Annotated in this window: 21 protein-coding genes and 1 tRNA gene; 11 read left to right on the top strand and 11 right to left on the bottom strand. The window is 58.9% G+C overall.

Annotated elements, in window-relative coordinates:
• Nucleotides 1–17: 17 nt before the first annotated feature.
• Nucleotides 18–932, bottom strand: a complete 915-nt coding sequence (gene rocF / locus HDE79_RS10120) for an arginase (protein ID WP_184601848.1) — start codon at nt 930–932, stop codon at nt 18–20.
• Nucleotides 933–1,260: 328 nt separating this feature from the next.
• Here rocF and HDE79_RS10115 point away from each other — a divergent pair, with 328 nt between their 5' ends.
• The 8 genes from HDE79_RS10115 (at nt 1,261) to HDE79_RS10080 (ending at nt 7,305) form a co-directional block, all read left to right on the top strand.
• Nucleotides 1,261–1,938 (top strand): DUF4142 domain-containing protein, encoded by a 678-nt coding sequence (locus tag HDE79_RS10115; RefSeq protein WP_184601847.1) that lies wholly within the window; start codon nt 1,261–1,263, stop codon nt 1,936–1,938.
• Nucleotides 1,939–2,056: 118 nt separating this feature from the next.
• Complete coding sequence (locus HDE79_RS10110; RefSeq protein WP_184601846.1) at nt 2,057–3,244, top strand: permease; 1,188 nt, start codon at nt 2,057–2,059, stop codon at nt 3,242–3,244.
• A 24-nt stretch (nt 3,245–3,268) separates the two neighbouring features.
• Nucleotides 3,269–3,589: a DUF4031 domain-containing protein gene (locus tag HDE79_RS10105; RefSeq protein ID WP_184601845.1), complete on the top strand. Its 321-nt coding sequence runs from the start codon at nt 3,269–3,271 to the stop codon at nt 3,587–3,589.
• 183 nt (nt 3,590–3,772) lie between these two features.
• Complete coding sequence (locus HDE79_RS10100) at nt 3,773–3,949, top strand: hypothetical protein (protein WP_184601844.1); 177 nt, start codon at nt 3,773–3,775, stop codon at nt 3,947–3,949.
• 222 nt (nt 3,950–4,171) lie between these two features.
• The gene (locus tag HDE79_RS10095) at nt 4,172–4,324 is read left to right on the top strand and encodes a hypothetical protein (RefSeq protein WP_184601843.1); all 153 of its coding nucleotides are present in this window, start codon (nt 4,172–4,174) and stop codon (nt 4,322–4,324) included.
• A gap of 1,050 nt (nt 4,325–5,374) precedes the next feature.
• A complete protein-coding gene (locus tag HDE79_RS10090; RefSeq protein WP_184601842.1) occupies nt 5,375–5,677 on the top strand; it encodes a DUF3761 domain-containing protein in 303 nt (100 codons plus the stop codon).
• Nucleotides 5,668–5,952 carry a hypothetical protein gene (locus HDE79_RS10085; protein ID WP_184601841.1) on the top strand — a complete coding sequence of 95 codons (285 nt, stop codon included), beginning with the start codon at nt 5,668–5,670 and terminating at the stop codon, nt 5,950–5,952. Before HDE79_RS10090 ends, HDE79_RS10085 begins: the two co-directional genes overlap by 10 nt.
• Before the next feature lie 702 nt (nt 5,953–6,654).
• Nucleotides 6,655–7,305 carry a hypothetical protein gene (locus tag HDE79_RS10080; protein WP_184601840.1) on the top strand — a complete coding sequence of 217 codons (651 nt, stop codon included), beginning with the start codon at nt 6,655–6,657 and terminating at the stop codon, nt 7,303–7,305.
• A gap of 839 nt (nt 7,306–8,144) precedes the next feature.
• Here HDE79_RS10080 and HDE79_RS10075 read toward each other — a convergent pair.
• The 5 genes from HDE79_RS10075 to HDE79_RS10055 all read right to left on the bottom strand — a co-directional run bounded on the left by HDE79_RS10075 (nt 8,145) and on the right by HDE79_RS10055 (nt 11,840).
• A complete protein-coding gene (locus HDE79_RS10075) occupies nt 8,145–8,543 on the bottom strand; it encodes a hypothetical protein (RefSeq protein ID WP_184601839.1) in 399 nt (132 codons plus the stop codon).
• Nucleotides 8,544–9,205: 662 nt separating this feature from the next.
• A tRNA-Thr gene (locus HDE79_RS10070) sits at nt 9,206–9,281 on the bottom strand.
• A 69-nt stretch (nt 9,282–9,350) separates the two neighbouring features.
• A complete protein-coding gene (locus HDE79_RS10065; RefSeq protein ID WP_184601838.1) occupies nt 9,351–10,079 on the bottom strand; it encodes an SPOR domain-containing protein in 729 nt (242 codons plus the stop codon).
• A 28-nt stretch (nt 10,080–10,107) separates the two neighbouring features.
• The gene (locus HDE79_RS10060; RefSeq protein WP_184601837.1) at nt 10,108–10,869 is read right to left on the bottom strand and encodes a type III pantothenate kinase; all 762 of its coding nucleotides are present in this window, start codon (nt 10,867–10,869) and stop codon (nt 10,108–10,110) included.
• Complete coding sequence (locus tag HDE79_RS10055; protein ID WP_184601836.1) at nt 10,866–11,840, bottom strand: biotin--[acetyl-CoA-carboxylase] ligase; 975 nt, start codon at nt 11,838–11,840, stop codon at nt 10,866–10,868. Before HDE79_RS10055 ends, HDE79_RS10060 begins: the two co-directional genes overlap by 4 nt.
• A 205-nt stretch (nt 11,841–12,045) precedes the next feature.
• Here HDE79_RS10055 and HDE79_RS10050 point away from each other — a divergent pair, with 205 nt between their 5' ends.
• Both HDE79_RS10050 and HDE79_RS10045 read left to right on the top strand, forming a co-directional pair.
• Complete coding sequence (locus HDE79_RS10050) at nt 12,046–12,360, top strand: hypothetical protein (protein ID WP_184601835.1); 315 nt, start codon at nt 12,046–12,048, stop codon at nt 12,358–12,360.
• Between the two features lie 12 nt (nt 12,361–12,372).
• Complete coding sequence (locus HDE79_RS10045; RefSeq protein ID WP_184601834.1) at nt 12,373–13,185, top strand: M90 family metallopeptidase; 813 nt, start codon at nt 12,373–12,375, stop codon at nt 13,183–13,185.
• Nucleotides 13,186–13,191: 6 nt separating this feature from the next.
• Here HDE79_RS10045 and HDE79_RS10040 read toward each other — a convergent pair whose 3' ends face one another.
• The 4 genes from HDE79_RS10040 to dusA all read right to left on the bottom strand — a co-directional run bounded on the left by HDE79_RS10040 (nt 13,192) and on the right by dusA (nt 16,720).
• Complete coding sequence (locus HDE79_RS10040) at nt 13,192–14,613, bottom strand: ATP-binding protein (RefSeq protein WP_184602109.1); 1,422 nt, start codon at nt 14,611–14,613, stop codon at nt 13,192–13,194.
• Nucleotides 14,579–15,271 carry a response regulator transcription factor gene (locus HDE79_RS10035; protein WP_179481254.1) on the bottom strand — a complete coding sequence of 231 codons (693 nt, stop codon included), beginning with the start codon at nt 15,269–15,271 and terminating at the stop codon, nt 14,579–14,581. Before HDE79_RS10035 ends, HDE79_RS10040 begins: the two co-directional genes overlap by 35 nt.
• Complete coding sequence (locus HDE79_RS10030; protein WP_184601833.1) at nt 15,271–15,606, bottom strand: PepSY domain-containing protein; 336 nt, start codon at nt 15,604–15,606, stop codon at nt 15,271–15,273. The genes HDE79_RS10035 and HDE79_RS10030 overlap by 1 nt, the downstream gene beginning before the upstream one ends.
• An 82-nt stretch (nt 15,607–15,688) precedes the next feature.
• The gene (gene dusA, locus HDE79_RS10025; protein ID WP_184601832.1) at nt 15,689–16,720 is read right to left on the bottom strand and encodes a tRNA dihydrouridine(20/20a) synthase DusA; all 1,032 of its coding nucleotides are present in this window, start codon (nt 16,718–16,720) and stop codon (nt 15,689–15,691) included.
• A gap of 58 nt (nt 16,721–16,778) precedes the next feature.
• Between dusA and HDE79_RS10020 the strand changes: the two genes are divergently transcribed.
• On the top strand, nt 16,779–17,018 hold the full coding sequence (locus tag HDE79_RS10020; protein ID WP_184601831.1) for a hypothetical protein: 240 nt from the start codon (nt 16,779–16,781) through the stop codon (nt 17,016–17,018).
• A gap of 357 nt (nt 17,019–17,375) precedes the next feature.
• Here the strand turns inward: HDE79_RS10020 and HDE79_RS10015 are convergent, their stop codons facing one another.
• Nucleotides 17,376–18,398, bottom strand: a complete 1,023-nt coding sequence (locus HDE79_RS10015; protein ID WP_184601830.1) for an amidohydrolase family protein — start codon at nt 18,396–18,398, stop codon at nt 17,376–17,378.
• Nucleotides 18,399–18,402 lie beyond the last annotated feature (4 nt).

Below are 18,402 nucleotides of genomic sequence, written 5' to 3'. Positions count from 1 at the left end.
TGGTTGAGCGGTGACTATCAGCGGATGAGCGTCGACTTGCCGAACAGCGACTCGACCAGATCGACCGCAAGCTTGGCCGTCTGATTGCGCTTGTCGTAGGCAGGGTTCAGCTCAACGATATCCAGCGAGGCCAACCGCCCGGTATCGGCAATCATCTCCATGCACAGCTGTGCTTCGCGATAATTCGGGCCGCCGCGCACGGTGGTGCCGACACCCGGCGCGATGCTGGGATCGAGAAAATCAACGTCGAAGCTCACGTGCAGATGGGTGCCCTCGTCCATATCAGCCAGCGCGTCTTCCATCGTGCGCTTCATGCCCACTTCGTCGATATAGCGCATGTCGTAAACGCCCACATTCGCTTCGCGCACCAGTTTCTTTTCACCCGCATCGACCGAGCGGATGCCTATCTGCCGAAATACCTCCGGCCTGACCGCCGGCTTGTGGCCGCTGAGCTGGGTCAGCACATCGGGACCGTTGCCGCACAGACACGCCACCGGCATGCCGTGGATATTGCCCGATGGTGTAGCGAGAGCGGTATTGAAGTCGGTATGCGCATCCAGCCACAGGATGCGAAGCTTTTTGCCTTCGTCTTCGCAATGACGGGAAACCGCTGAAATCGAGCCAATCGCCAGGCAGTGATCACCGCCGAGCATGATCGGCAGCCGACCCGCCTGAAGCTCCTGGTGAACAGCCGTATAGACGGCCGTATTCCAAGCCACCACTTCGTCCAGATGCCGATAACCATCCATCGGCGGCTGCCACGGATTGATCGGCCCCTGCAGATTGCCGCGGTCGATCACCTTCAGACCGCAACGCTCCAGCCGGGCGAACAGGTTGGCGACGCGCAGCGCTTCCGGCCCCATCGACGCACCGCGATGTCCGGCACCGATATCGGTCGGTACCCCTATCAATGAAACGGTCTTCATGCTCATAACTTGATATACCTGAGTACCTTATCCCGACAGGCACCGAACGAAGTCCGCGCGCAAACCAAGGATATCGGTGTCGAGTGGCCGGCAACGCCGGTAACACGCCAATACGTCGAAGCGATCAACTACCGCTTCTAAGCGGTAGAAAGTTACGGCAGAACCTGCCCGTAAGCCGCTGAAGTTTAGCGGATTGGGGCAAGAACCGCTCTGCGCGTCGACGAAGGCCGATCATCCACACTGGCTGCCGCCAGGCCCCCAGCGCCAGTCATCACACACTCTTTCCAGCCGATGGGATTTGATCTGTCGGTCCAAGGACATAAAAGGAATCACCATGACGATGCGATATTCCCAACGGGCACTCGTTTCAGCGTTGTTCCTGGGCTTTGCCTGGACTTCTGCTGCGCAGTCAGACAACACCGGCGGCGGAAAAGGCGGCCTCAGCGCAGCCGACACCGTATTCATCGAGAACGCCGCCAAAGACGGCATGGCCGAGGTGCAGATGGGTCAGATGGCCATCAGCAAATCTTCCGACGATCAGGTGAAGCAGCTGGCGCAGCACATCGTCGACGACCACACCAAGGCCAATGTCGCACTCAAGACATTGGCCGAAAGCAAAAAAGTGAGCTTTCCTTCAAATACTGCCAATGACGCCCAGAAGCAGAGTGACGGTCTGAAAGCCACGAAAGGCACCAGTTTTGACCAAGCCTGGTCAAAGGCCATGGTCAAAGATCACCAGGACGCAATAAAGATGTTTACCGATGAAGGCAAACAAACCAAGGACACCGACATTCAGCAGTTCGTGAAGACGACGCTTCCCACGCTGAAGTCGCATCTTGAGTCAGCACAGAAGCTCGCCGCCGTGCCAGATGCGCGCGACAAAGCAATGGATCAGGCGACGAAATCGATGAGTAGCACCATGGACAACACACCAGCCAGCGTCTCGACAGCAAAGGCATCGGCAGCCATACCGGTACCGGCACCTACCGCAGCGACAGGCGCCAAGCACTGATGCTTGCCTAAAGGAAGTAGCGAACAAAACCCATGAGCGCCGGCCGGCTATCTCGGCAAGCTGACAAGTCGGCGCCATGCGGACTACCCAGCAAGCATTGGAGAAATCACGACTCGCCATGCAGATTCTCAGCGCCATTGACCACGCCCTGTGGCTCTCGCTCACGATGTTCTGGCAGATTTTCTGGGGACTGAGCCTGGGCTTCACCTTTTCCGCGATCATCGAAGTGGTGGTGTCCAAGGAGACAATGTCGACCCTGCTGCCTGATCGTAGGCCACGCTCGATCGTGATCGCGGGGCTGCTCGGTGCGGCGACCTCATCGTGTTCCTACGCAGCAGTGGCGATGGCGCGTTCGATCGTGCGCAAGGGTGGCGATTTCACCGCCGCCATGGCGTTTCAGTTCGCCGCCACCAATCTGGTGCTGGAACTGGGCGTGCTGCTGTGGGTATTGATGGCGTGGCAGTTTGCGGCCGCTGAATTTGTGGGAGGCACCATCATGCTGATCCTGCTGGGCGCCGGTTATGCGCTGCTGTTGCCGAAAAAGCTGGAGCACGCTGCGATTGAACACGCCAGGGGCGATGCCACCAGTTCGATGGATGGCCATGCCGCCATGGCGATGGGCAAACGTACCGGTACCTGGCGTGAGCGCCTTGCTTCGCGCAAAGGCTGGATCGCGATCAGCCACTACTACGTGATGAACTGGACGATGGTTTGGAAAGATGTGCTGGTAGGGCTATTGATCGCAGGCGCGCTGGGTGCCTGGGTGCCAGATCACTTCTGGCAGGTCTTTTTTCTGCAAGGCCAGAGCACGTGGCTGATCGCCCTGTGGGGTGCGGCGATCGGCCCCTTGATCGCGATTGCCGCATTCACCTGCTCGGTCGGGAATGTGCCGCTGGCAGCCGTGTTGTGGAACGGGGGTATCAGCTTCGGCGGCGTAGTCGCCTTTATCTTCGGCGACCTGATCATTCCACCCATCCTGAATATTTATCGCAAGTACTACGGAAGCAAGCCGACGCTATTTCTTTTCATCACGTTCTACCTCGTGATGGTGCTGGCGGCACTTTGCGTCGAAGGAATATTTTTTCTGCTTGGATGGATACCATCGCAACATGGGAAAAACGTATCCATGGCAACGATCAGCTTCAACTACACAACGATGCTGGACATCGCATTTTTTATTGTCGCCAGCATTTTGGCCATCACGTTCTTCCGCAGCGGCGGCCCTCGAATGATGCGCATGATGAGCGGCGGTGGTCATGACCATGCGGATGCGAGCCACGCACACCATCATGATCACTGCTGCTGACCTTGGTCGAGCCGCACACCAGTTATGACCGTCTACGTCGATAGCCTCTACAATTATGGCTGGGTGGTGCATGGACAGGTAACGCCAAGCTGCCATATGTTCACTGACATGCTTGATCTGACCGAGCTGCATGCGATCGCATCGCAAATAGGCATGCGCATCGAATGGTTTCAGAACAAGGTCAGCGCACCGCACTATGACCTGAAGCCGGACCTCCGCGAAGCGGCAATCAAGGCGGGAGCGATAGCCGTTGACAGGAGAACCGCCGCACTTATCTGGCGAGCACGGCGTGCGCTGGTGAAAACAGCTGATGACGTACAGTCAAGGCCACCGGAAACATCATGAATGTGTCTGTTGTCATGGCCAAACTCTGCGCATGACGGCCGTGTCGGAAATGCGTGGCGACTGTGGAATCAAGGATCTTGCGACCGTCTTGAATGCCCGGCTCGCCTCACTCATGGGCGCAGACCGACTTCTTGGCAAAAATCTTGCTTCGAATCCTCATTCAGAAACTGATGAGCACGCGGAATGTTGAAGTATGCCGGCCTGTCGATATGCCTTTGCCTAATGGCGATGGGGCTGAACCAGGTCTTTGCAAATCAGACCACTGCACAGCAACACATCCAGAAAAGCGCGCACAGCGTCACATATGGCTCGAATGCGGCCGCCGGGAAACCGAAAAAAGCCGACTGGTGGAAATTTTAGATTTCTTTCATCGAGTGGCTGAACGCATCGTCCATCCGTGTACGGCACATTTGCCTTGAAGTCCTGAGTACTAAAAGAGCTAGCCATGTACAAAATTCGAAAAGCTGGAACCCGAGCTGCGTCGAACCACCCCTAAAAGTCGCGCCGTGCCGCATGTCCTGCCGACACAGCTGAATGAGACCATGCCGCAGCTGATCGCGTAAACCGGATGGCACCGGCTTCATGCCGCTGTTTGCCGATCGTGCGGATGCCCTCGCCCGCCCGGCCGATATAGCCGACCATCAATGGTTGATGGAACGCGTTGACGCTGTACTCGAAAAGAACGGCAAGCGGGATGACGAACACTCGCCACCCTACGACTTGCTAGCCGTGTAGTTTCGATACCCCGCTTAACCGGTCAACAAAAAGCCCGCATCACCTCGTGATTCTGGATGAGGGATCTCCAGCAGCAATGGTCAGCTGATCACGAGCCGCACAAGTCCAACGCCGAAAGACCAGCTGCCGCTGATGCCATGACGCAACGGCCATACTGTTGTAGGGCTAGCTCTCGACAACCTCACGTCGTGCACTGGTTCGCTCATGCGCACGATCCGTCGCAGGCGTAACCCCACTGCGCTGCAACCAATGCCGCACATGATCAAGCAGCAGCTGCCGCTCCAGACACCATTCGCAGGGTCCGGAGGCTTTCCGCCCGGGCGCAAGGGCAGATGCATCTTTTTTGCCACACTGCGGACAGTCCGCGTGGGCAAGCATCCCAGCCGTTTGGGCAAAAAGCTCAATAGGGTTTAGAACGGACATGGAAAAACTCCAAGCAAGTGATCAGAAATCGTCAGCCATTTCCCTACGTTCAGATACGTAGCAATCTAACTGACGGATTCACGAACGCACATCACCTTTGCTGCGTTTCAGCCGCACGCATGGCAGTTTGGTGCTCTAGGTGAAATCCAGTGTTATTTCGTACAGCAAATGCCGTACCAACTCGCCCCAAGATCCGCACGCCATCACACTCGCGAATGTTTTGCTGCCCAAAGTCTTGTCCGAAATTCTAAATTTAGAGCAACAAATAAGGCCTGCACCTCCGCAAGCCTTTGATATTTCTGGTGGCACTCTGCACAGATATACTTATATCAAGTAACTGAGTGATTTTGAAAATTTTTTATCACGCTGCCGAAGTTACTCACAGAACCTACCCACAGCGCCCCGGCAAGATTCTGCACAGCAGGCCTGATGTGAGCCAATCAGGCAAGCAACATAGTCCCAGGGGATGCGCGCGCGAAGGGGCGCAAAACTGAGACAAACACCTGTCATTCGTGACTAAAAATCTCCGCTGGCCCATGAGACGCCTCCCATGGCACTTCCGACGGTCTAAGTAACTTGGCAGCGCTCTTGCTTTGATCCCTGCGTCCGAACAAAACGGGGATCCAGATGTTCAAGCACATCAGCTTGTCTTTATGCCTTTGCCTGCTGGCGATGGGGCTAAATAGCCTCTTGGTCACGCCAAGTGACGCGCAGCAGCAACCTCAGCAAAGCGCACAAAGTGTCACAAATGGCTCGACCACGCCCATCGAGCAAGGGAGCTACGTCAATCGTGAGGGACATTCGATCCATAACGCATGGGTTGCAGTAGCCGCCAGCTCTACCGCCCAATGCCACGACACCAGCCACAGCTTCAGCATGAAACACCGCGGGACGTGTCCACACCATGGCGGAGTGTCGAAATGGCTGTGAACGTCAAATTCAAAGAACTTCTTATCCGAATCGTCCAGAATGAAACCATGAAAAGCCTGGTCCCCGGGGTCGCGTTGGTGATCGCTCTGACCACATCGTTCCTTTCCGCATCGATGCCGCTGTGGTCGAAGCTGGTGGCGGTCATCGTGGCCGTAATGACGGTCACCCTCGCGATATGGGCGGCTCCTGCCAGTGCGAAGACTCAAGCCATGCAGAAACAGGCGCATTCGAATAGATCCGGTCCATGCGCTGAAAACGCCAGCCCCCAACAATAGACGCTGCATACGGGGCCAGTCGCGGGCGCCAGCTCTCAAAAGAGAAAGGCCCCCTTTCGGGGGCCAGTGAACCGCGCATGGGGGATTGCTTACGGTTCGTGGCACTCGGTGCATCGGTGAGGAACCAGACTTCCCGGGCGAAGACAGATTGCCGCCATCGCGACAGGACGCCTAGCGGGGAATGACTTATGACTGTGTAGGCATTCGCTGATGCGCTGTCAGTCTCTGGGGCGCACGATGTCAGCCACAGGATCAAGTCCAAGACCTCGCCGTGATGTGAGACCGCTCCGAGGTTTCCTCCGGCGGAGCCGATGACCAACACCAAACACATGCGGCTACCGTCGCTATAGCGTCATCAGCACCCGCCATACTCGCCGGCTGAGATCGACAGGGGGTACTTATGCGCTGGGTAGTGAGGTTAGTTGCGATTTCTTTTTCGCTGATCGTCAGCGCGCTGATTCTCGTCGTTCTTGCCATTTTTTCGGCAGGCAACTTTGTGGCGGAGTCGGCCAGAAAATAAGACAGATAGCCCCCATCATCGGCTCTATCGGACGTTGCAGCGTCGGCTATTGCCTGCCCCTGTGGAGTCGGACCGAACTCACGGAGCAGCGACAAGCCGCTCGCACTCGACTTTGATCAGGAAGTCTTCGAGGCAGGTAGAGATTTGATAGGCTGTAGATATTCCAGGGGACTAGAAGCAAGATGAAGGGAAGGCTTTTTTTGATGCTCGCACTCACTGTTGCGGGCGGTTCCGTACAAGCAGCCAAGCACACCAGGGGATCGACCCCAAAGCCCGCACCCAGTTTTGAGGCGTTTGGTTTCACTCTCGGACAGCGACCGACCCTGCTCACCTGTCCGACCACCAGAGAAGGGTTTTTCGATGGCAAGGCCTGGTCAGCAACCTTAGACGCCACTTGCCTGGAGTCACCGACCCATGGCGAGGCAACCGCTGACGGACGCTCTAAAACCACCCCTGTCCATTTCAACCACTCAGATGAGCCTTGGGTGGTTTCGAACAACCGCGCAGGCAGCCTCGAGCTGCAAATACTTGACGGGACCGTACAGGGCATTCGTGTACGTACAAGTGGAGTGGATAGCCAGAAAGGTATCTACGCCATGCTCAGGAAGAAGTACGGCGTTCCTACGACGCTTACCAAGAAACATGTACCGAACAGGATCGGAGCGCAGCTCGATGGCATTAGCGCCGACTGGCTCTTTTCAAACCTCCGGGTCACCTTCGAAGGCATCGGGGCAACCCCCGACGAGGGGTCGCTTTCAATAACGACAACCGGCGCTTTCGAATATGCGATGAAGTCGCTCCCATCTACGCTTCCGATAGGTCAGGAGAAATAGCTCGTTCGCAACAGGACAGGCCGCACCTGCGTTTTGCCGGCTTCCTGTTGCTCTTCGATTTTTGGTAGCTACGTGACACTCGCAGCCTTCCTGTCGAAGGAGTTTTCTCAAGGATGATCTGGACGTGGGTTGGACACCGCACCAAAGAAAAAGGCCTGCATCTCTGCAAGCCTTTGATATTTCTGGTGGGCACCCGGCACAGCATAGTCAATCTAAGTTGCTGACTTAAATTGAAATTTACTATGAAATTTCGCGAAGATACTCACGAAATTACTCACAACTGCGCCAATATGGGCACTGCAGCTTTCTGGACGTTTCCCCCTGATATCGCTCGTCACGCGACCACATCGACGGCGCGTAAACTGAGCCTATGAAGCGCAAGCGCAACTGGGCGTTCCTCGCTTTCGTCACGGCAACGATCGCGATACTGGTCACAGGCTTCTATCTGGGCATAACGCACCAAGAGGCACGCCGGGCTGACAACGGGCCGACTGGCGCGGGGCCTTGGTTCGATCTGCTGGCCGACTGGTCGGCCTTCGCCGCGCCGCTCCCCCGACATGACGCCGCAGCATATTGTTATGAAGAACTATCCTTTGCGGGCATGCGGTACATCCATGATCCTGCACCCATCGCCCTAGACGCGTCGGTGTCCTCCCCGGAGCTCCCATCCTCCCCTAGGGAGCTGAAGCCTGCTACGTCTAGGGCGAACCACTTCCCACCCGACACCAAGCCAGCTCAGTGCGGGCTTTTTGTTGCCACTGAGACCTCGCCACAATTAGGCGATGGAAGTGTTCGGTCATCGGTTTCACCCGATACAGCGGTGAGTTTCTATCTAAGCGTCATGCATCAATAAGCTCGGCCGTCTGAGAACTCGACGCAAGGGACGAACCCTTAGCCAATGCGCCCAGCACCTCTTCAGTATCACCATGCATCGGAATATGAAGCCACGCCGCAACATGGATACGGGCATCGCGCAGTAACTGCGAATATCGGGAAGCGTTACTTACCTGAAAGCCTGCCGTACGAAGCTTGCGCAATTTGATACTGACCGGTTGATTACGGAGTGTGTATTGACACCGAAGAACCATCCCAGGGAGGGTTCCATGAGGTTGCATCTCCAAGGCAAGCACGGCTTCCTGCACTCCAAGGATCACGGAACAAGCTGACGAAGCGGGTGCCGAATCTGCATCGCCCAGCAGATGGTATTCCGCGGCCCATTTTCTCAAACGAACTTCCAACTCCCCTTCACTCCGCATGCTTGCTCCCGATAATGCGTGTCGTGATCTACGTAATCATCCATACAGCAGATCCGAGTCAACGTACAGCACGGGAATGCTTCCGGTCATCGGCTCACTGAACGTCACGGGCGTTGCCGCGCCAGATAGAACTAGCGCCGTGTTGTCGGAGGTTTCCACGCTTGGAGCTGCGCGCACGACTCGGCAATCACCAACTCGGCAACAAGCTCCGTAGCCTCGTCCTTGCTATCAAACCGCATGATCGGCTCTTGCTCTGTCGTGTCGAAAACGACGAAGCCTGCTGACGATGACCTGATCTCGAACATGGTGCGTCTCGCATCAAGAAGAAGCGCCCGTTCGTCGGTTCCACCTGACGTTACGGCATCGGCTACTGCCTGACACCTGTCGGCTTGGGCAGGACTCGCGGAGCGTGTCCAAGATGCGCCGCAGCGACTCTGATGGCTATCAGCGACAAGATCGGCCTCGTGTAGGCGAGGGCTGACGCAGTGTTGTGCCCTTCCCTTGGGACTATATTCGCCCGCACCTACTTACACTTTGAGCGGGCTGCAATGGGACGACCGCGGATGATATGGCACAAAAAAACCCGCTTTATGCGGGTTTCGATGGATTCTTGGGCCGATATGGGATGGCTTGGGATGGTCATTTGGTGCCGGCACCCGGATTCGAACTGGGGACCTACTGATTACAAATCAGTTGCTCTACCAACTGAGCTATGCCGGCAAGGGCTGCGATTCTAGCAGTCGTGTGGCACATGCTCAAAGCATACGGTCCAAACTTAAACTGCGCGACTCAAAAACAGCTGGTGCTGTGAGAGTTGACACCGCTGGCGCGAACGCGGCTGCGCCATTCAAACCGGGGGCTGTTACTGGCAACCAGATCGAGCCAGTACTCGGGTACATTCTCGCTGCGCTCGCTCATGCGGGCGGGAAACCCTGCAGCCACCACTTCATCGCGACGCTTGCGCGCATTGGTTGGGTCCTTGAACAGGCCCAGCGAGACGGTATTGGGCTGATCGCCGCCACTGACGACGAAATAATCCTTGATGTTGTGCGCACCAAGCTGGCGCGCCAACTCGAGTGCCTGCGCGTGATTGCTGGTGGCCGGCAAATACACCCACCAACCGTTGGATTGGGTGGTCTGCTCCTGCCGCGAACGCATCCGCATGACCTGTGCGTCCAGCGTCTGGCGGGCGTTGCGTAAATCCTGCGGAGTCGCAAACGGCCCCAACGCAAGGCAGATTTGCGGGACAGGCGCCGAAGACCGGCTTGCTGCGGCATTCACTTGAGCCACAGGCACGGGAGGGGGAACCGGCGCAGTCTGTGATTCAGCGACAGACGATGCCGCACTGGGCGCAGCGGCAGTGACAACTGGTTGCGGCATTTCCGAGAGCAAACGCAATTCGCGCACACCCGGATCAGCGGCACTACCGTTGTGCGCATAAGGCTGACCAAGCAGCAGCCACGCGCCTACCGCGATATTGAGCGCACTCAAGAGGACAAACAGCAGACGCAGAAACATCGGACCCCCATCGCCAGGCAGCGACATTCTAGATCGGTGAAGGCGTCACGGTCTGCGTATTTGCCCACACCGCCAGACCGCGTAGCACGCCATCGCGGGTCATCTGAACCGGCAGCGTCAGCAGTGGCTGCAACTCGGCTGCGTCGCCACCGCCAAGGATCAACGTCGGCAGACCGCCCAGGGTCGGCGCCATACGTGTGGCAAAGCGTTCGATCAAGGCCGCAGCTGCCTGCCAGCAACCCGAAGCAACCGCGTCGGCGGTGTTGTCGGCCAGCTCCAGCACCGCGCCGGGTCGCTCTGGCCTCACGCGCGCGGTGGCATCCAGCAGGGAGCGTTGCATCAGCTGCGGACCCGGCGCGATCAGCCCACCGAGATGCTGTCCATCCGCTGTCAGCGCATCGAGTGTGAGTGCCGTGCCCGCACCGGCAACGACGCATGGCGCATAGCCATCTGCGTACGCGGCGACCATCGCCAAAAAACGGTCGACGCCGAGCCGCTGCGGCTCAGCGTAGGCATTGCGCACACCGCAGGCGCTGGTCGGGGTGCGCAGCCAGATGGGGTTGTTGGCAAACAGGCGACTCATCACATCCGCAACCTGCGCCTCACGCGCGGCGTCGACCACCGAAGCCGCGACGATCATCTCCGGCTTCGGCAACCCAGTCAGCGCTGATACCAGCGCTGGCTCGAAACCCTCCTGCCAGTCCAGCGCGCCCTGCGCGAGCCAGCCATCCGGTTGCAGCATCAGCGCCCACTTCAGCCGGGTGTTGCCAAGATCGAGCAGCAGCCTCATGCGCGACGCACCGTGACTTCAGCACTGTCGACCTGGCGGACGCTGCCGTCGCTCATGCGCACTTGCAGCGCACCACGATCATCCACGCCCACGCCGATGCCATCGAACAGACCGAGCGCACCACTCAGCTGCAGCGGCTGATCTTTCAGAAGATCGTGCAGGGCATATTCGTTGGCGAAGCCCGCAAAGCCGCCACGCTCGAACTGATGCAGGCCTTCGATGAGCGCTGAGATCAGCGTGGCGGCGACGCGATTGCGATCCGGCGGCGAGTCATTCGTCAACGCGGCCATGTCGCTAGCCGGCTGTCCGGCCTGTTCGCGCAATGCGGGGGTAAGCCGTAAGTTGAGGCCAATGCCGATGATGGCTGCGCACGGCCCCTGATATTCGCCGCTGAGTTCGACCAGGATGCCGCCAAGTTTGCCGTCGGCAGCCAGCAGGTCGTTCGGCCATTTCAGGCCGGCGCCGGCAACACCAAGGGTTTTCAGGGTCCGCATCACGATCACGCCGATGGCCAGCGACAGACCGCCCAAGGCGGCGAAGCCGTGATCGAAACGTTTGAGGCAGGAGAGATAAAGGTTCAGCCCCGGCGGCGACAGCCACTGACGACCGCGGCGGCCGCGGCCGGCGGTCTGGGTTTCAGCCAGCAGTACGCTGAAATCCACGGCAGTGGCGCCCCGTCGCTGCAGCTCGCTGGAGGTGGAATCCAGCTCCCAATGGACTTCAAGCGCACCCAGCTGTTGCGCAAGCGGTGCAGGCATCGCGGCACGTATTTTTTCGGCATCCAACATCTGTAACGGCCACGGCAGGCGATAACCGGCAGCGCCCTGTGCCTCGATGGGAACGCCGCGTGCGCGCAAAACTTCGATCTGCTTCCAGATCGCTGCACGGGTGATACCGGTCTGTGCCGCCAGACCTGCGCCGGAGACAGGTTCACCCGTGGCCAGCGCCGACAATAATTGGGCTGGCTGCATCAGCGGCCACCGACGACAAGAATCATCTTGGCTGATGCGCATCGGATAAGTGATCGGCATGACTGTATTGGCATCCCCGCAGTTTAGCCCGGCTTGAGACCCACGCCGATCACCACGCATCGCTGGCGTGCCATAGCACTGGCATCGCACGGATGTTTCTGAGACGATCGGGATCTTCGCTTGCGGGTCAGGGAGTTCGATTGCCATGCGCGTCAAACATTGGCTCATCGGTTGCGCCATCTGTTTTGCCGGCATCGGCGGTGCGGCGGCAACGACGGCGGATAGCCATGACCTGGACAACGCCCTGCACGGCGCGGGTGACACGAGCAGCGCACACGACGGCAGCAGCGGCATTGAACCGGGCGTGGCCCGGGACAACACGCCGCGCAACACAGGCAGCGATTCGCGCAAGGGCTCATACAACGGTACCGACCATGCCAGTGGCGACATCACGCCACCGGCTCATACCCAGCAGACCCATCTTGGCTGGCAATCGCTGCTGCCTGGATCCATCCAGTAAGCGTTCTAGGCCATGTCCGGGCGTTGGTGGCAATCGCTGCGAGCTCGTCTCGAACCTCCGCCGATCGCTGATCCGCTATGGAAGCGTGCACTCGCGGGATGTCCTTTGGTGCGCGGTCTGGATTCGGAACGGCAGCAACGCCTGCGCCGGCTGGCCGCACTGTTCCTCGCACGCAAACGATTCCTCGCCCTTGCCGGCGCCGTGCTGGACGACTACTGGCGACTGTTGATTGCCATGCAGGCGTGTCTGCCAGCGTTGCAGCAGGGAGCTGGCAGCCTGCGCGGCTGGCGCGAGGTGCTGATTTATCCCGGTGAATTCAAGGTGCGCGGCAGCCATCACGCCTGCCACAGCAGCGTGCTCCGGGCCGGTGATGACACGCGAAGCGTCGACACGTGGGAACGCGGCCCGCTGGTGCTTTCGCTGGCTGACGTGCAGCTGGATCTGGAGCAGCCATGGGACGGCTACAACGTGGTGCTGCATCAGATGGCGCACAAGCTGGACATACTTGATGGCCCAGCCGACGGTATTCCACCGCTGACGGACATTCCACGGCGACGCTGGGTCGAACAGTTCGGGCACGCATATCACAGCCTCGCCAACACGCCAGCGCAGGATTGCGGCAATCCAATCGATCACTACGCCGCTGAGAATCCCAGTGAGTATTTCGCGGTGGTCACCGAGCTGCATTATTCGCAACCGACGCTGCTGCGAGAGGCCGAACCGGCGATCGCCGACCTGCTGGAAACGTTTTACGGTCCATCGCCGGCGATGGCGAGCGAACTATCCAACGTCGTTTACCTGCGCGGAAAGCCTGCCGCGCGTTAATTTGGATCAGGTCGGCGTCAACGTCACGCTGAAGCGCGCGCCACCAAGCTCAGCTGAGCGATCGACCAGCAGTTCGCCCTGGTAGGCATGCACGATGTCCTGCACGATCGACAGCCCGATACCGTGACCTTGCACGCGCTCGTCACCACGAACACCACGTTGCAGCACTTTTTCGATCTTGTCTGCAGCGATACCGGGGCCGTCATCTTCCACGCTCAACCACAGGCCCGGCCGCTGCCGGGCGGTTGTCGCCTGCGCCTTCACCACCAGCAAGACACGGTGATCGGCCCACTTGAACGCGTTCTCCAGCAGGTTGCCCATCAGCTCCAGCAGATCGCCCTGCTCTCCGTAAAACACCGCGCTCTCGTCAATATCGAACTCGCACAGCACGTTCTTGGCTGCGTAGACCTTTTCCAGACTCTGCACCAGATCCTCGGCATGACCGGCGATCGGCACGGCGATGGCGAAGGTCTGTCGACCCGACGTCGCAGCGCGAGACAACTGATACGCCACCAGGTCGTCCATGCGGCGCACCTGATCGAGCACGCCGCTGCGACGAAGGGGATCGTCGGCAGCTGCCGATTCCAGCTGTGAACGGATTACCGCCAGCGGTGTTTTCAGGCTGTGCGCAAGGTCGGCCAGAGTATGCCGATAGCGCGTGCGCTGTTCGCGCTCGTTGTCGATGAATACGTTGATGCGCTCAGTCAGGCCAGTGAGCTCAAGCGGATACTGACTGTCCAGGTGCTCGCTGTCGCCGCGCTCCACACGCGTCATGTCACTGGCTACCTTGCGCAGCGGTGTGAGGCTCCAGCGCAGCAGCAGAAATTGCAGCACGATCAGCATGACGCCAAGAATGGACAGCCACACGACCAGCGAGCGCCGATACACCGCATTGTCACCTTCGAGCTGATCTTCGGTTTGCGCCACCATCACGGTGAGTCTGGCCGATTTTCTATCCACCTCGTCGTCCAACGCCACGCCATAGCTGTAGTAATACAACCGGCCCATATGCGTATCGACCGGGCCGACGAATTCTTTCTCGCCCGGCGCCAGTATTTTCATAAAACTGAAGTCTCTACCAATCGCTGATGGCGATCCCCAGCGATAGCTGTTATCGCCTACAGACACCGCGTACAAGCCGGAACCGGGCCTTAAAAAATTCGGGTCCGGCGACGTGTCGGGTGGCAGCAGTTTGCCGTATCGGCTTATTCCGGTATCAGTGATGTAAGCGAGAGCGAAGTTCTGCAGACGCTCCTGCAACGCGCTCAACGCACGACTCTGGTTGGCTTGCGAAAGCGTCAGGCCTACCAGGCCAAGAAAACCGGCAAGCACAAATCCCGTGGCGATCGCCGCGCGGGCCGCCAGTGACAGCGGGCCACGCGGCGGCGCAGGATTACTCGTCGTCGCCGTCGGTGCGCGGGATGGCAAAGCGGTATCCGCGTCCACGTACCGTCTCGATAGGTTTGAGGGTGCCTTCCGGATCGAGCTTGCGCCGTAGCCGACCGATGAACACTTCGAGTACGTTGGAGTCGCGGTCAAAATCCTGCTGATAGATATGTTCGGTGAGGTCGGCCTTGGAGACCAGCTCGCCGGCATGCAGCATCAGGTATTCCAGCACCTTGTATTCGTAGCTGGTGAGATCGACCAGCTTGCCTTCCACCGTAACCGTCTGCGCGGTAGTGTCGAGCTTGATCATGCCGCAGGCCAGGATAGGCTTGGACCAGCCGCTGGCACGGCGCACCAGCGCATTGATACGCGCCAGAAGCTCCTCGACATGGAACGGCTTGACCAGGTAATCGTCGGCGCCGTATTTCAGGCCCTCGACCTTGTCCTGCCAGCTGCCGCGTGCGGTCAAAATCAGAATGGGGTAACGCTGACCATCCTCGCGCAACGCCTTGACCAGATCCATGCCGGACATCTTCGGCAGACCCAGATCGATGATCGCCAGATCGAACGGCACTTCGCGACCGAGGTAAATACCCTCCTCGCCGTCCTGTGCCGCATCGACAGCGAACCCGTCACGCTTCAGGCGCGCCGCCAGGGTCTCGCGCAGTGGCGCCTCGTCTTCCACCAACAGTATGCGCATCAGTGTTTCTCCTTGCTGCCCGGGTTTCTGCCAGGCGGATTCTTGAGTGATGGTGTAAAAACTGGTGTAGACATCGGACCCTTGTTCGCCTCGGACGGAATCGCCATCACCCGCACGTGCCCCTGCGGCGTCAATACCTTGATGCGATACTCCACCCGTCGCCCGACGTGATGCGGCTCGGCAGAAAGCACCTTGCCGCCCGTCTCCTGCTGCACCTTCTGCACGGCCTGATCCATTGTCACTTCCGGTTCGTCGGTTTGCGCCGACGCGGTCAGTGCCATGCCAAAACCCAGTAATGCAAACAGAGCTGTAGTGAAGAATTTGTGGGTTGCCATACGTCAACATTCCGACTGGCAGTTGCCAGAGCGTTCAGATTAGGCAATCAGGGCTGAATACTGACCGGACGAACGCACGCTGTCACGCCGCAACCGAACAGGGCGGCAGCGCCCGCTCGATCAGCTCCCAGCCCGCCCCGGGCAAATGGGCACCCTCGCTGATTGCGCGACGGAACGCGCGCGCTCCCGGCTCGCCCTGATACAAGCCCAGTAAATGGCGGCTGATATGCTTCAGCGCGGTCCCCCGGGCCAGCTCGGCTTCCACGTATGGACGCATGTGCCGCAATACCTCGTCCCTGCCTGGCAGCGGCTCGCCGTAGAGAACGGCCTCAATCTGCGCCAGCAGGTAGGGATCGTGGTACGCGGCGCGACCCAACATCACCCCGTCGACCTGGCGCAGATGTTCCTGCACCTGCTCGACCGTGCCGATGCCGCCGTTGATCACCACCACCAGCTCTGGAAATTCGCGTTTTAGCCGGTAAACGCGCTCGTAATCGAGCGGCGGAATTTCACGATTTTCCTTCGGCGACAGCCCCTTCAACCAGGCCTTGCGCGCGTGCACCACCAGTATCTCGACGCCCGCTTCCAGCATGGTCTCGGTAAAATGTTGCAGGCCGGCATAGTCGTCCTGGTCATCGACGCCAATGCGGCATTTCACGGTCACAGGCACGCTCACCGCGTTACGCATCACCTTCATGCACTCACCGACCAGTGCCGGCTCGCGCATCAGGCAAGCGCCGAAGCGGCCTGACTGTACCCGGTCAGATGGGCAGCCCACGTTGAGATTGATCTCGTCGTAACCCGCCTCGGCGCCATAGCGTGCAGCCTGCGCCAGCTCATGCGGATCACTGCCGCCAAGCTGCAGCGCCACCGGATGCTCCTGCTGGCTGTGTTCGAGCAAGCGCAGCTGCCGCCCGCGCACCAATGCCGCACTCGTCACCATCTCGGTATACAACCGCGCCCTTGGCGACAACAACCGGTGGAAGTAGCGGCAATGGCGGTCGGTCCAGTCCATCATCGGCGCCACGCATACGCGAAAATCGGCGATAGACGGCGCCTTTACTAGGTTTTCCGGGCGTTTCAGGCCTTCAAGGGTTGTCGTATTTACTGCCATTTCCGGGGGTTTCTGGACGTTTTTTCTACGGATTTGCTCCACGGAGAGAATGTAGCAAATGGGAACGATCACCGCCCGCAAGCGTAAGGACGGAAGCACAGGATACAGGGCGCAAGTCCGAGTCACGCGCGACGGCAAGTCGCACAGCGAGACGGAAACCTTCGATCGGAAAGCGCTCGCGCAACAATGGATGCGCATGAAGGAAGCCGAGATCGATCGGCGCCGCATTCACCCGCGCTTGCAAATCCCTGGACATCCGGAATTTGCATTTCCACGACTTGCGGCACGAGGCGACTAGCCGATTTTCTGAACGAGGCTATTCAATCCAATAGGTGGCACATTTTACGCTGCACGATTCTTGGGGAACGTTGAAGCGATATACGCATCCACGCCCAGCACAGCTACCCGAACGAAAGGGATAGATCCATTTGTCCGAGTCCTCGCAGGCCACCATTCATGGATATCAGAAGGGGCGAATTCAATTCTGAAGTGCACCACCCGTCGATGTGAAGAGGCGCAGGCACAATAGCCTGTACAGCTTCACCGCCAAGTGGGACCGCACATGAGCCAGTACGAACGCTACCAGAGCAAGCAGGTTGAGAAGCTCGATATAAAGCGGCTTGCGGTGCCATAAAGTCGTCGGGCAATGCGCGGCTTACTTGCCACGCGCTTTCAGCTGCGCGTCCAAGCGTGGATAGATGCGGCGGGCATTGCCTTCCAATACCTTGTGCCTGTCTTCGGCTGAGATGTCCAACGAGTCGATGTAGCGGAGGGTATCGTCGAAGTAGTTGCCGGTGGTCGGATCAATGCCGCGCACGGCGCCGACCATTTCCGAGCCGAACAGGATGTTGTCGATGTCGATCACCTTGAACAGCAAATCGATACCCGGCTGGTGATACACGCAGGTATCGAAGTACACGTTCTTCATGACGTGCTCGCTCAGCGGCGGCTTCTTCATCATGTCAGCCAGGCCGCGGTAACGGCCCCAGTGGTACGGCACCGCGCCACCGCCGTGCGGGATGATGAAGCGCAAATTTGGGAAATCCTTGAACAGGTCGCCCTGCAGGAACTGCATGAACGCGGTGGTATCGGCGTTGATGTAGTGCGCGCCAGTAGCGTGGAAGTTGGGGTTGCAGCTGCCGGATACATGGATCATGGCCGGCACATCCAGTTCCACCATCTTCTCAAAGAATGGATACCAGGCGCGGTCGGTAAGCGGCGGTCCATCCCAATGACCCCCTGATGGATCGGGATTGAGGTTGCAACCCACGAAGCCCAGTTCATTGACGCAGCGCTCCAGCTCGGCGATCGAATTCCTGATCGTCACGCCATGCGATTGCGGCAGTTGGCACACGCCGATGAAGGTTTCCGGGTAGAGCCCGACCACGCGAGCGATCAGATCATTGCAATGGCGCGTCCATACCTGGCTGACCGCCTCGTTACCCTGGTGGTGCGCCATGGTGCTGGCGCGTGGCGAAAAGATGGTCATGTCCGCACGGCGTTCACGAAGCAGGCGCAGTTGGTTGGCTTCGATGCTTTCGCGGATGTCATCGTCGGAGATGTTGGGATAGACCGGCAGTGGTTGCGACGGGTCATCGAAGTGCTTCAGTTGCGCGTCGCGGAAAGCGTCGTGGTCTTTGGGCGCGGTGGTGTAGTGCCCGTGGCAGTCGATGATCATGAGA

The organism is Rhodanobacter sp. MP1X3 (assembly GCF_014207165.1).
Lineage (GTDB): Bacteria > Pseudomonadota > Gammaproteobacteria > Xanthomonadales > Rhodanobacteraceae > Rhodanobacter.
This window is presented reverse-complemented; position numbering and strand designations above follow the sequence as displayed.